The sequence below is a fragment of the Sphingopyxis sp. genome, assembly GCF_050725655.1.
Taxonomy (GTDB): domain Bacteria; phylum Pseudomonadota; class Alphaproteobacteria; order Sphingomonadales; family Sphingomonadaceae; genus Sphingopyxis.
Map to the genome: position 1 here is coordinate 90707 of NZ_JBOHHT010000033.1, position 12926 is coordinate 103632.

Sequence of the window (12926 nt, forward strand, 5' to 3'; positions counted from 1 at the left end):
GGGGGCCACTATCGGCTTAGCACAAGGCTGCCAGCGGCCCCCGCCTTCGCGGGGGCGACGTAATAATCAGGCCGCCTGCTTGGCCCGGTCGGCCATTTCCTGATTGAGCATCTCGGCGAGCAGGAAAGCCAGTTCGAGGCTCTGTCCTGCATTCAACCGCGGGTCGCAATGTGTGTGATAGCGATCGGCCAGATCCATCTGCGTCACGTCCATCGCGCCGCCGGTGCATTCGGTGACATTCTGGCCGGTCATCTCGATATGGATGCCGCCGCCATGTGTGCCCTCGGCGCGGTGGACGGCGAAGAATCCGCGCACCTCGGCGAGGATGCGTTCGAACGGGCGCGTCTTGTAGCCGTTGGGCGTCTTGATGACGTTGCCGTGCATCGGGTCGCACGACCAGACGACGGGATGGCCCGATTCCTTCACCGCGCGCACCAGCTTCGGCAGATGCGCCTCGATCTTGTCGTGGCCATAACGCGTGATCAGCGTCATGCGGCCCGCGACATGGTTCGGGTTGAGCGTGTCGAGCAGGCGCAGCAGCACGTCGGGCTCGAGGCTGGGGCCGCACTTCATGCCGACCGGGTTTCCGATGCCGCGCAGATATTCGATATGCGCCGAGCCTTCGAAGCGGGTGCGGTCGCCGACCCACAGGAAGTGGCCCGACGTGTCGTACCAACCGCCGGTCAGGCTGTCCTGCCGCGTCAGCGCCTGCTCATAGGGGAGCAGCAGCGCCTCGTGGCTGGTGTAGAAGCTGGTGCCCTTGATCTGCGGCACGGTTTCGGGCGTCACGCCGCACGCTTCCATAAAGGCGAGCGCTTCGGAAATCCGCGCCGCGGTTTCCTGATATTTCTTCGCCCACGGGCTACGGTCCATGAAGTCGTGCGTCCAGGCGTTGACCTGATGCAGGTTCGCATAGCCGCCGTTCGCGAAGGCGCGCAGCAGGTTCAGCGTCGCCGCCGACTGGTTATACGCCTTGACCATGCGCTGCGGGTCGGGCTCGCGGCCCGTTTCCTCGAACGCAATGTCGTTGATGATGTCGCCGCGATAGCTGGGCAGCGACACGCCATCGATGTCCTCCATGTCGGTCGAACGCGGCTTGGCGAACTGGCCCGCCATGCGGCCGAGTTTGACCACCGGCATTTTCGACGCAAAGGTCAGCACGACCGCCATCTGGAGCAGCACGCGGAACGTATCGCGGATGTTGTTCGGATGGAATTCGGCAAAGCTTTCGGCGCAATCGCCGCCCTGCAGCAGAAACGCCTTGCCCTCGGCCACGCGGCCAAGGTCGGCGGTCAGGTCGCGCGCCTCGCCGGCAAACACCAGCGGCGGATAATTGCTGAGCTCGTTTTCGGCGGCCGCGAGCGCATCGGCATCGCGATAGGTGGGAAGCTGGCGGGCTTCGTGCGAGCGCCAGCTATGCGGTTGCCAGTTTTTTGTCATCTGCCTGTCTTTTCGCGTTCGAATCGAGCGCCACATGGCGCCTATGCCGCGCGGAAGCAATGTTTCCGGCACGATCAAACCCGAAAATTAGCATTATCGTGACATCTGCGCACCTATGCTTTTCTTGAGAGACCAAAACTGGTAGTTTATTACACGCTGCGGAAATGCGATTAGCCTCGCGCGACCAAGGCTTTTGGCTATCGACAACGTTATACACCCGTGACCCGAGCTTGGGTCTCGACGCGAAGCGATTGGCTATGGCGAGTTTCGATTCCGCATGGTTCCTCTATGGGGCGTTGGCGCTCCTTTTGGCGACGAGTTTTGTCGTGCGGATCGACTATGTCCGCATCGGCCTCGCCGCCGCGGCATTGGTGGCTTTGCCTTTGGCCTTGTTCCGCGGACCGGACGTCGGTTCCGGCCTGCTCGTGCTCGCGATCCTCGTCGTCAACATCGGCATTTTGGCGCGGCTGTGGCTGCGCGGCACAAAGGTGCAGTTTTCGCCTGAAGAAGAGGAATTGCGCCGCCAGCATTTTTCCGGCCTCGGCGCCGCGGCCGCGCGCGATCTGATCGATCAGGGGAACTGGATTTCGGCCAAGCGCGGCGAGGTGCTGATCCGCGAGAATCAGGCGGCGCCCAGCCTCTTCTATCTGGCCGAGGGGCAAGCGGCGATCCTGCGCGATGGTGTCGAGATCGGGAAACTTTCGGACGGGGCGCTGATCGGCGAAGCCACGGTGCTCGACGGCGCGCATGCGACCGGGACGGTGACGCTCGGCAGCAACACCCGGTTGTGGTTTGTCCCCGCCGCTGCGCTGCGCGCCTATCTGGCGGCCAATCCCGGAATTGCGGGCGCACTGCACGAAGGTTTCGCCCGCGCCCTTCGCGGCAAGCTGGCGAGCGCGAACACGCGCATCGCCGAGCGCTCGGCAATTTCTTGAGCCTAGTCTTTTCTTGAGCCTGGCCTTTCCCGGCCTCGAAACTGCAACCCGCGCCTGCTAAGTCCTCGGTCCATGACGATGATTCTCTATGGCATTTCGAACTGCGACACGGTGAAGAAGGCGCGGCGCTGGCTCGACGAGCAGGGCGTCGTCTATCACTTTCACGACGTGCGCAAGGATGGGCTCGACGCCGCGCGGCTCCAGAACTGGATCGATGCGCTCGGTTGGGAAAAGCTGCTCAACAAGGCCGGGACGACCTTTCGCAAGCTGCCCGATGCGCAAAAGGAAGGGCTCGATGCTGCGGCGGCCAGGGCATTGATGCTCGACCAGCCGGCGATGATCCGCCGCCCGGTGGTCGACGCCGCGGGCGCTATCAGCGTCGGCTTTTCGGCCGATGACTGGCAGGCGCGTTTTGGGGCATGATCCGGTCGCTCGCGGCGCTGCTGGCCTTCACGCTGCTCGCCGGCTGCACGGCTGACGAGGTGATCGCGCAACCGACCCTCGATGGCCAGTCGCCGATCGTGATCGCCCACCGCGGCGCGTCGGGCGAACGTCCCGAACATACGCTGGCGGGCTACAAGCTCGCGATCGAAGTTGGCGCCGATTATATCGAGCCCGACCTGGTGTTGACCAAGGACGGCGTGCTGGTCGCGCGGCACGAGAATGAGATTTCGGAAACGACCGACGTCGCCGCCCATCCCGAATTCGCGGCGCGCAAGGCGGCGAAGACGATCGACGGACAAGAGGTCACCGGCTGGTTCACCGAAGATTTCACCCTTGCGGAACTCAAGACGTTGCGCGCGCGCGAGCGGCTGCCGAAGCTGCGCAGCACCGAATATGACGGCCAGTTCGAAATCCCGACCTTCGAGGAAATCCTGACCCTGCTCGCCGAGGTCAACAAGGGACGCGACAAGCCCGTCGGCGTCTACCCCGAAACCAAGCACCCGGGCTATTTCGTGTCGATCGGGCTGCCGCACGAGGCGCCTTTGCTCAGGGTGCTCGATCGCTTCGGTTATCGCGGCCGTACCGCGCCGGCGTTCATCCAGAGCTTCGAGGTCGGCAATCTGATGGACCTTCGCGCCAAGAGCGAGCTGCCGCTGATCCAGCTGATCGATGCCGAGGGCGGCCCGGCCGACCGGCTCGGCACCAGCTATGCCGCCATGACGTCGCCTGCGGGGCTGAAAATGATCGCCGCCTATGCCGACGGCATCGGCCCGAACAAGGCGCTGGTGATCCCGCGCGGCGCGCTTGGCCGGCTCGGCAAACCCACCGACCTGGTGCGCGATGCGCATGCCGCGGGGCTTAAGGTTCATCCATGGACCTTCCGCCGCGAAAATTATTTCCTGCCGCTGAATGACAAGGGCGGGGTCAATCCCGCGGCGCATGGCGACCTCGCGGGGGAAATCAGCGCCTATTTGAAGACGGGCATCGACGGCCTGTTCAGCGACAATCCGCGCGAGGCGGTTGCGACGGTGCGCAAGGAGAGTAGGCAATGACCGAAAGCGCTTTGGGCCAGAGCGGCCTGTCGATCCGGCCTTTCGTCCTCGGCGGCAATGTCTTTGGCATGACTGCGGGGCGCGATGCGAGCTTTGCGGTTCTCGACCGCTTCGTCGAACTGGGCGGCGGGATGATCGACACAGCCGACGTCTATTCGGCGTGGGTTCCCGGGCACAAGGGCGGCGAGTCCGAAAGCATGATCGGTGCGTGGCTGAAGGAAAGCGGTGCGCGCGATCGGGTTTTAATCGCAACCAAGGTTGGCATGATGCCCGGCGGTCTGAAACCCGACCGGATCCGCGAAGCGGCGCAGGGCTCGCTCGACCGTCTCGGCACCGACGTCATCGATCTTTATTTCGCGCACAAAGACGATCCCGACGTGCCGCTCGACGAAGTGCTGGGCGCTTTTGCAGAACTGGTCGACACGGGGATCGTGCGCGCGATCGGCGCGTCGAACTATTCGGCCGAGCGATTGGCCGAGGCGCTCGGCGTGGCGGACGAAAAGGGCCTGCCGCGCTTCACCGCGATGCAGCCCGAGCTCAACCTGCTCGACCGCGATCAATATGAAGGGCCGCTGCAAAAGCTCTGCATCGACGAAGGGCTGGGGGTCATCACCTATTTCAGCCTCGCTTCGGGTTATTTGTCGGGAAAATATCGCAGCGCCGACGACCTTGGCAAAAGCCCGCGCGGCGCGCGGGTCAAACCCTATCTCGACGGCAACGGTCCTGCGGTGCTCGCGGTGATGGACCGCATCGCGGCGGAAACCGGCGCCACCCTGTCGCAGATCGCGCTGGCGTGGGTTGCGGCGCAACCGGGTGTGACTGCGCCGATCGCGAGCGCGACGACGGTCGAGCAACTCGATGAACTTCTGGGCAGCCTCGATCTCGAACTGAGCGAAGAGCATCAGGCCGCACTGAGCGCAGCCTAATCGAAAGCCCGACCCGACACCCCCGGGGAGAGGCGTGGGCCGGGCCCGCGCGGCCGCGCTGTCTCAATCCTCGACATCGTTCCACTGGAACACCGCTTCGAGCGGCTTGCCGAAGGCGTGCGCGATGCGAAAGGCGACCTCCAGCGACGGCGAATATTTGCCCTGCTCGATCGCGGCGATCGTCTGACGGGTGACGCCGACACGGTCGCCAAGGTCGCCTTGCGTCATCTCATCCGCCAGGAAACGCAGCGTGCGGATGTCGTTGGTAAAGGGTGGCCTAGCCATGCCAGCCCCGCCGATAAATATAGAGCTGGGAACCGATCCGCACGAGTTCGGCCAGCACCACCGTCGCTAGCATCAGGTTGAGTTGTGCCGCTTGGCCGATGCCCCAGAAGAGCGCCACGATATTGACCCAGATGCCGATCACCAGCGGGTAATAGGCGTAATGCGTGCCTTTCAGGTGGATCGAGCGATCGCGCTCATCCTCCTTCATATCGACCTCGTCCGGGGTGCGGATGGCGAGATAGGCGGAGGCGATCGTCATGACCACGATGATCCCGATCGTGACCGCGATCAGCGTCCCTGCGGCGGCCCAGATTCCCGCGGGGCTGGCGGCCATTTGCCAAGGGTAAGCGAGGAAATACCAACCAAAGGCCAGAATCATCGTCACCAAAGTTACCCAGTGAATTTTTTCCCGAAACGACATCCATCGGCTCCATGTTATATGATTCGAACGTAATGTTCGTTATTTTTGACATTAAGTCAACCAGTGATAACATGTCCTGGCTTTGATGCTTTCGCGTCCCGGCTTTAGTCGCTAAGCCCCGCCCCATGTCCACACTCCCGAAAACGCTCACCTTCGACACGTCGACCAGCCGCGCCAATCCGACGCCGCAGCCGATGAAACGCCTTACCGTGCCGCGCATTCGCCAGCGCAAGGGCGGCGAACCGATCGTGATGCTCACCGCCTACACCGTCCGCATGGCGCAGCTGCTCGACCCGCATTGCGACATGCTGCTCGTCGGCGATTCGCTGGCGCAGGTGATTTACGGGCTGCCGCACACCGTCGGCGTGACGATGGAGATGATGGCGCTGCACGGCGCGGCGGTGGTGCGCGGCAGCTATCATGCCGCGGTGATCGTCGACATGCCCTTCGGCAGCTATGAAGCCAGTCCTGAACAGGCGTTTCACAACGCTGCGCGGCTGCTTAAGGAAACCGGTGCGGCGGCGGTGAAGGTCGAGGGCGGCAAGGTGCTTGCGCCGACGATCGAATTCCTGACCCAGCGCGGCATCCCGGTGATGGGCCATGTCGGGCTGACCCCGCAGGCGGTGAACATCCTCGGCGGCTATGGCGTGCGCGGCAAGAGCGAGGAAGAAGCGCGCTCGATCGTCGAAGATGCCATCGCCGTCGCACAGGCCGGCGCTTTTTCGATCGTGATCGAAGGCGTGCTCGAATCGATCGCGATCGAGATCACCAACAAGGTCGATTGCCCGACCATCGGTATCGGCGCATCGGCACAGTGCGATGGTCAGGTGCTCGTCACCGACGACATGCTCGGCATGTTCGAGCGTGTTCCCAAGTTCGTGAAGCGTTATGGAAATATGGCAAGCGTCGTCGAAGGCGCGGTCAAGGACTATGCCGACGAAGTCAGGTCCCGTTCATTCCCGACCGAGGATCAGACCTACGCAGGTTGAGCGTCCGGTGATCCGCGCAGAGTGAAACGCTTGGCGTTTTTCGGCGCCGTCGCTAAGGAAGCGGCCGGCGCGATGCTGAAGGCCCGGGCCAATATTGAGTTTATGGAGGTTTGATTGGCCCTGAGCCCGACGAATGATGCCGCGCTGTTACAGGAAGTCGACGAAGCTGTTCGCAAGGACCGGCTCGATACGATTATGCAGCGCTATGGCCGCTGGATCATCGGCGGTGTCATCGCGGCCCTGCTGGCGTTCGGCGGCTATCTCTTCTGGAGCCATCAGCAGGATGCCGCGCGCGGCGAGCAGGCCGAAGAGTTGATCGCGGCGTTCGACAAGCTCGGCACCAACCAGCCGCGCGCTGCGACCACCGAATTGCAGAAGCTCGCAGCCGAAGGCGACCCCGCCTATCGCGCGGTCGCGCAGATGCAGGAAGCGAACATCAAGGCACAGACTGGCGACCTGAAGGCGGCCGCCGCCTTGATGGCGAAAGTCGCGGCCGATACCAAGCTCGACCAGGCGCTGCGCGATCTCGCGCTGATCCGCCAGACCGCGTTCGAATATGACACGCTGAAGCCCGAAGTGGTGATCGCGCGGATGAAGCCGATGGTCGATGCCAAGGATCCGGCCTCGAGCTGGTTCGCGAGCGCCGCCGAACTGTCGGCGACCGCGCATTACCAGCTTGGCCAGTTCGACCAGGCCGGCGCGCTTTATGGCCGCATCGCCAAATTGCCCAATGTGAGCAAATCGCTGCAATCGCGGTCGGTGCAGATGGCGGGGATGCTCGGCGTCGATGCGGTCGCGGACCGGGCGGACGAAAGCGCCGCAGCCGAAAAGAAAGGCGCGACGCAAGCCGCCGCCGCCGGGGACCAGAAAGGCAATGCCGCGCCAAAGGCCGCGGCAGCCGTAAAGACTGAGGAAGCCAATTAATATGCGGAAAGCGCGTTTCGGAATTTATGCGGCGCTGCTCGCGCTGCCGCTGACGGCATGTGGCGTGCTCAAGGGTGACGGCGGGCCGAAAACCCCGACGGTGGGCGACCGCGTGTCGATCCTCTCGAACGACAACAGCGTCAAGGTCGATCCGGCCACCGCGTCGATCGCGGTCGTGCTGCCCGAACCGGCGGTCAACGCCGCGTGGGCGCAATCGGGCGGCAACGCATCGAAATCGATGGGGCACCCGGCGCTCGCCGCCACGCGGACCAAGCTGTGGGAAGCCAATATCGCGGGCAGCACCAACAAGCAGCGGATCGCCGCCTCGCCGGTGATCGCCGACAACCGCCTGTTCGTCGTTGATACCGACGCCGTGGTCTCCGCCTTCGCCGCCGACACGGGCGCGAAATTGTGGAGCGTCGCGATCGGCAGCACGGGCAAGGATTTCAAGGCGTCGCTGTTCGGCGGCGGCGCCGGGGTCGACGGCAATGTCGTTTATGCGACCAGCGGCGTCGGCGACGTCGCGGCGCTCAACGTCGCCGACGGATCGGTGATCTGGAAGGTGCGGCCCGCAGGTCCGCTGCGCGGTGCGCCGACGATTGCCTTCGGCGGCGTCTATGTGATCAGCCAGGACAACCAGATTTTCGCGCTCAATGCCGCCGATGGTGCGGTGCAGTGGCAGGCCACCGCGTCGATGGAGGCGGGCAGCGTGTTCGGCGCCGCGTCGCCCGCGGCGGGGCAGGGAACGATCGTCGCCGGCTTCTCGTCGGGCGAGGTCCAGGCTTATCGCTACGAAAACGGCCGCGACCTGTGGGAAGACGCGCTCGCGCGCACGTCGATGGCGCTGTCGGTGTCGACGCTCACCGACGTCGACGCCGATCCGGTCGTCGATCGCGGCCGCGTCTTCGCGCTTGGTCAGGGCGGCCGCATGGCAAGCTATGAACTCGTGACCGGTCAGCGCAGCTGGGAAATCTCGATCGCCGGCATCTCGACGCCTTATGTCATCGGTGAGTGGGTCTATGCGATGACCGACGACGCCAAGCTGCTGGCCGTCGCGCGCGCGAGCGGCAAGGTACGCTGGCTGCAACAACTCGCGCGCTTCCGCGTCGAAACCGAAAAGAAAAAGAAGGATCCGATCCGCTGGACCGGGCCGATCCTCGCGGGTGGCCGTTTGATCGCGGTCAACAGCGAAGGCGTGCTGTCGGAATTTTCGCCGACCGACGGATCGCTGCTGGGCACGACCGAATTCAAATCGCCGCTGTCGCAGGCCCCAGTGGTCGCGAACAATATTTTGTACGTCCTCGCGGACGACGGGCAGATCACGGCCTGGCGCTGACACAGCGTCCGGGCCGGGGCGGCCCGGTGTAATAGGGATAAGTTTCATGTCGCGATTCGCGACGATTGCCATTGTCGGACGGCCCAATGTGGGCAAATCGACGCTGTTCAACCGGCTGGTCGGCAAGCGCCTCGCGCTCGTTGACGACCAGCCCGGGGTGACGCGCGACCGCCGCGAGGGCGACGGTCATCTGCTCGGCCTCGATTTCCGCATCGTCGATACCGCGGGTTTCGAGGATTATGACGCCGCGACGCTGCCCGGCCGCATGCGCGTGCAGACCGAAAAGGCGGTGCGTGAGGCCGACGCGGCGCTGTTCATGATCGACGGCCGTGCCGGGGTCACTCCGCTCGACGAGGAAATCGCGCGCTGGCTGCGCAGCGAGGACACGCCGATCATCCTCGTCGTCAACAAGGCGGAGGGGAAACAGGGCGAAAACGGCCTGATGGAAAGCTATTCGCTCGGTTTCGACAATCCGATCGCGCTCAGCGCCGAGCATGGCGAGGGCGTCGTCGACCTGTTCGACGCGCTCCGCCCGATCGTCGAGGGTTTCGATGCTGCGGCATTCGAGGCGGTGCCGCCGCCGGTTGAAGGCGAAGAAGACGAGGACGCGCCGCTCGGGCCGATGAAGCTCGCGATCGTCGGCCGTCCCAACGCGGGCAAGTCGACGCTGATCAACCGCATGATCGGCGAGGATCGCCTGATCACCGGACCCGAGGCCGGGATCACCCGCGATTCGATCCGCGTCGACTGGCAATGGGAGAGGGACGGCGAGGTCCACGAGATTCAGCTGTTCGACACCGCAGGCATGCGCAAGCGCGCCAAGGTGGTCGAAAAGCTGGAGAAACTGTCGGTCGCCGATGCGCTCCACGCGGTCGATTTCGCCGAGGTTGTCGTCCTCCTGCTCGACGCCACCAAGGGCCTCGAGTCGCAGGATCTGCATATCGCCGACAGGGTGCTGCAGGAAGGCCGCGCACTGATCATCGCGCTCAACAAATGGGACGTCGCAGAAGACCCGTCGTCGCTGTTCAACGGCGTGCGTACCGCGCTCGAGGACGGGCTCAGCCAGGTCAAGGGCGTCCCGGTGCTCAGCATTTCGGGCGCAACGGGCAAGGGCATCGACACGCTGGTCCGCGTCGCGTTCGAACAGCGGGCGATCTGGACCAACCGCGTCTCGACCGCAAAGCTCAACCGCTGGTTCGAAAATGCGGTCGAAAACAATCCGCCGCCGGCACCGGGCGGCAAGCGGATCAAGCTGCGCTATATCACGCAGGCGCGGACGCGGCCGCCGACGTTCGTTGTTTTCGGCACCCGAACCGATAGCTTGCCCGGAAGCTACACGCGCTATCTGGTCAACGGCATGCGCAAGGAACTGGGTTTCCAGGGCGTTCCCGTGCGCATCAATTTCCGCAATTCGCGCAATCCCTATGACGAATGACAGCGCCTAAGGCATTGGGGACGCTGGTCGTCGATGCACGGGGCATGCGCTGTCCCTGGCCCGCGCTGCGGCTCGCCCGAGCGATGCGCGATGCGTCCGACGTGCTGCTGATCGCCGACGATCCGCAGGCGGGGCTCGAAGTTGCGGCGCTGGCGGGCGAGCACGGCTGGTCGGTCGAACCCAATGAAACGCCCGCTGCCGAGGGACGCTGGCGCGTCCGGCGCTGACCCAAAATGGAGCGGTTTTCTTCGCAGGGTCACTCACGCCGTAACGTCTTTTTTACCCAACTTCGGCATGGACCGGTTGGGACCACGGCCGAATTTGAACACCAAGGGACTAAAGCATTGGACGAAATCCTGGTCGATTGGGATGAATTTCGCGCGACGCGCACTCAGTTGGGTGCCGCATTCGTACGAATTCTCGGCTATTTTCGCGAAGACGGCACCAAATCGGTCGCCGCGATCGAAGAGGCAATGCGCGCGCGCGACGCGCGCGGTCTCGTCATGCCCGCGCACACGCTGAAAAGCGAAGCGCGGCAGTTCGGCGGCGAGAAACTCGGCGCGCTCGCCGAGGACATCGAAGTCTTCGCGCGGCACTGCGTCGAAAGCCAGATCAGCCCCGAGGAATATCTGCCGCGCGTCGTCGCCCTGCGCCCGCTGTTCGAGGAGACGCTCGCCGCGCTCGAACGCGAAGCCAATCCGCTTGTCCAGCGCCGCCCTACGGGGTTCGACCGCGCCGTCGGTTACTGACGCATCGGTTGCAGTGACCCGCGCGCAAGACTGCGCCACAGCCATTCGAGCGGGCCATAGCGAAAGCGATCGAGCCATGGCTTGGACCACAGCAGCATGACCGCCCACATGGCGGCGCAGACGAGATAGAGCGTCCAGCGGCCGACGTCGCCGAACAGACCGACCCCATAGCCATAAAAGATCGTCGTCAACACGATGCTGGTGCCGAGATAGTTGGAGAAGGCCGCGCGCCCCGCCGCCGCGACACGAGCGATCCACGCGCTGGCGCTGGCGCGCCGGATCAGCAGCACGAGCAGCGCGGCATAGGCGATCGTCATCATCAATCGTCCCGGCCCGGCCCACGCGATGAAGGCGTTGACCGCGACGAGATAGTCGAAGCCCGCGCGCCATTGGAGCCAGCCGACGAGCAATGTCAGCACGACCCCCGGGGGCAGCCAGCGCAGGGTGATCCGCCGGTAGTCGGCCGCCGCCCATGCACCCGTCAGGAAGCCGTTGCGGAACAGCGCCATGCCGATCATCATCAACGGCAGCGTTTCCCATATCATCATCAGCACGCCGACGAACGGATTGATCGCGGTATCGAGCCGTGAGTTGAGGATCGGAAGATAGGGGCCGCGATAGAGCGCGAGTTCCTCGGTCACTTCACCGTCGATCTTGGCATATTCGGCGCGGACCTCGTGCCCGGCCTCGGCCATCGGCGACGCGGGATTGTCGGCCGCATTTCCGACCGCGAGTTGTGCGCCGAAAAAGAGCGATGTCAGGACGACGCCGAGGGTGAAGATGCCGAGCGCCCATTTGATCAGCCGGCGCGGCTCCCACGCGCGGAAGCGGAAGGCGACGCAGCCGACTGCGGCGTAGAGGAACAATATGTCGCCCCACCAGAGGAAGAAATAATGGCAGAGGCCGAATACCGCGAGGCACGCCATGCGGCGGTAATGCACCGAGCCCGGATCCTGTCCCGACGCCTCGGAGCGATCGATGATCAGGAGCATGCTCGCGCCGAACAGGATCGAGAACAGCCCGCGCATCTTGCCGTCGAACAGGAGGAAGCCGAACGCCCAGGCGGCGATGTTCGACCCCGTGTCGCCACCATAGGCTTTGGGCGAGACATAAGCCATTTCGGGCATCGCAAAGGCGACGACGTTCATCGCCAAAATGCCCATCACCGCGAAGCCGCGCAGCGCGTCGAGTGTGACGAGGCGTTCGGTCGCGCGTTCGTCGGCAATGATCATGCGGCTCTCCGGCTGTATTACCAATATACTACAGCCAAGACGCGATCTGGTCGAGCGGTTTTTTGCGCAGCGCATAGGCCGGTACGGTCGCATCGGGAGCGGGGTGGCCCGCGACGATCAGCATCAGCGGCTTTTCGTCGCCCGGGCGCAAGCAAATCTCGCGCAGGAAGCCCATCGGCGACGGGGTGTGGGTCAGCGTCGCGAGTCCCGCGCCGTGTAATGCCGTCAGCAACAGGCCGCACGCGATGCCGACGCTTTCGGTGACGTAATAATTCTGCCGCGTGTCGCTGGGCTCGATGCCGCCGCGACGCTGCCCGAACACGACGATCAGCCATGGCGCGATATCGAGGAAGCTTTTGTCCTCGTCGGTGCCGAGCGGCGCGAGCGCCTCGAGCCACTCCTGTCCGGCGCGGCTCGCGTAAAATTCGCGCTCCTCTGCTTCAGCGGCGAGGCGGATGCGGTGCTTGATCGCGGGGGTCGAAATCGCGGCGAAATGCCAGGGCTGGTGGTTGGCGCCGCTCGGCGCGGTGCCGGCGGCGGCGATCGCCGCTTCGATCACCTCGCGCGGGACCGGATCATCGGTGAACATGCGGCATGTGCGCCGCGCAGCGATATGGTCGCGAAACGCTTCGGCGGCGGCGATGCGCGCGGCGTCGGTCATGTGGGGCAGGGCGGTATAAGGGACGGTCGGGTGCGGTTTCATAGCACCGGTCTAGCCGCGATGCGCCCGGCTCGCCAGCGGTGTTAACTCACTATTG

The 12926-nt window shown here is 64.4% G+C and carries 15 protein-coding genes; 10 read left to right on the forward strand and 5 right to left on the reverse strand.

Translation table 11 applies throughout. The features are described from left to right. Positions 1-66: 66 nt before the first annotated feature. Complete coding sequence (locus ACREBX_RS04595; RefSeq protein WP_431560572.1) at positions 67-1440, reverse strand: class II 3-deoxy-7-phosphoheptulonate synthase; 1374 nt, start codon at positions 1438-1440, stop codon at positions 67-69. Between the two features lie 257 nt (positions 1441-1697). Here ACREBX_RS04595 and ACREBX_RS04600 point away from each other — a divergent pair, with 257 nt between their 5' ends. The 4 genes from ACREBX_RS04600 (at position 1698) to ACREBX_RS04615 (ending at position 4797) form a co-directional block, all read left to right on the forward strand. Continuing rightward, positions 1698-2375 (forward strand): Crp/Fnr family transcriptional regulator, encoded by a 678-nt coding sequence (locus ACREBX_RS04600; RefSeq protein ID WP_431560573.1) that lies wholly within the window; start codon positions 1698-1700, stop codon positions 2373-2375. Positions 2376-2447: 72 nt separating this feature from the next. After that, positions 2448-2798 (forward strand): ArsC family reductase, encoded by a 351-nt coding sequence (locus ACREBX_RS04605; RefSeq protein ID WP_431560574.1) that lies wholly within the window; start codon positions 2448-2450, stop codon positions 2796-2798. Next, on the forward strand, positions 2795-3871 hold the full coding sequence (locus tag ACREBX_RS04610; protein WP_431560575.1) for a glycerophosphodiester phosphodiesterase: 1077 nt from the start codon (positions 2795-2797) through the stop codon (positions 3869-3871). The genes ACREBX_RS04605 and ACREBX_RS04610 overlap by 4 nt, the downstream gene beginning before the upstream one ends. Further along, a complete protein-coding gene (locus tag ACREBX_RS04615; RefSeq protein ID WP_431560576.1) occupies positions 3868-4797 on the forward strand; it encodes an aldo/keto reductase in 930 nt (309 codons plus the stop codon). Before ACREBX_RS04610 ends, ACREBX_RS04615 begins: the two co-directional genes overlap by 4 nt. 63 nt (positions 4798-4860) lie before the next feature. On the opposite strand, the gene ACREBX_RS04620 is transcribed toward ACREBX_RS04615, so the two are convergent. After that, complete coding sequence (locus ACREBX_RS04620) at positions 4861-5082, reverse strand: helix-turn-helix transcriptional regulator (protein WP_431560577.1); 222 nt, start codon at positions 5080-5082, stop codon at positions 4861-4863. Further along, positions 5075-5461: a hypothetical protein gene (locus ACREBX_RS04625; RefSeq protein ID WP_431560633.1), complete on the reverse strand. Its 387-nt coding sequence runs from the start codon at positions 5459-5461 to the stop codon at positions 5075-5077. Before ACREBX_RS04625 ends, ACREBX_RS04620 begins: the two co-directional genes overlap by 8 nt. 167 nt (positions 5462-5628) lie before the next feature. On the opposite strand from ACREBX_RS04625, the gene panB reads away from it, so the two are divergent. From panB to ACREBX_RS04655, 6 genes are all read left to right on the forward strand, one after another. Next, a complete protein-coding gene (gene panB / locus ACREBX_RS04630; RefSeq protein ID WP_431560578.1) occupies positions 5629-6492 on the forward strand; it encodes a 3-methyl-2-oxobutanoate hydroxymethyltransferase in 864 nt (287 codons plus the stop codon). Positions 6493-6606: 114 nt separating this feature from the next. Further along, positions 6607-7416 (forward strand): tetratricopeptide repeat protein, encoded by an 810-nt coding sequence (locus ACREBX_RS04635; RefSeq protein ID WP_431560579.1) that lies wholly within the window; start codon positions 6607-6609, stop codon positions 7414-7416. Position 7417: 1 nt separating this feature from the next. After that, positions 7418-8752 (forward strand): PQQ-binding-like beta-propeller repeat protein, encoded by a 1335-nt coding sequence (locus tag ACREBX_RS04640; RefSeq protein WP_431560580.1) that lies wholly within the window; start codon positions 7418-7420, stop codon positions 8750-8752. A gap of 46 nt (positions 8753-8798) precedes the next feature. Then, on the forward strand, positions 8799-10187 hold the full coding sequence (gene der, locus ACREBX_RS04645) for a ribosome biogenesis GTPase Der (RefSeq protein WP_431560581.1): 1389 nt from the start codon (positions 8799-8801) through the stop codon (positions 10185-10187). Continuing rightward, positions 10184-10414 carry a sulfurtransferase TusA family protein gene (locus ACREBX_RS04650; RefSeq protein ID WP_431560582.1) on the forward strand — a complete coding sequence of 77 codons (231 nt, stop codon included), beginning with the start codon at positions 10184-10186 and terminating at the stop codon, positions 10412-10414. Before der ends, ACREBX_RS04650 begins: the two co-directional genes overlap by 4 nt. A 117-nt stretch (positions 10415-10531) precedes the next feature. Next, positions 10532-10936 (forward strand): Hpt domain-containing protein, encoded by a 405-nt coding sequence (locus tag ACREBX_RS04655; RefSeq protein ID WP_431560583.1) that lies wholly within the window; start codon positions 10532-10534, stop codon positions 10934-10936. On the opposite strand, the gene ACREBX_RS04660 is transcribed toward ACREBX_RS04655, so the two are convergent. Further along, a complete protein-coding gene (locus ACREBX_RS04660) occupies positions 10930-12168 on the reverse strand; it encodes a DUF418 domain-containing protein (RefSeq protein ID WP_431560584.1) in 1239 nt (412 codons plus the stop codon). The two genes, ACREBX_RS04655 and ACREBX_RS04660, sit on opposite strands and share 7 nt — an antisense overlap. A 28-nt stretch (positions 12169-12196) precedes the next feature. Continuing rightward, a complete protein-coding gene (locus ACREBX_RS04665) occupies positions 12197-12871 on the reverse strand; it encodes a nitroreductase family protein (protein ID WP_431560585.1) in 675 nt (224 codons plus the stop codon). Positions 12872-12926: the final 55 nt, after the last annotated feature.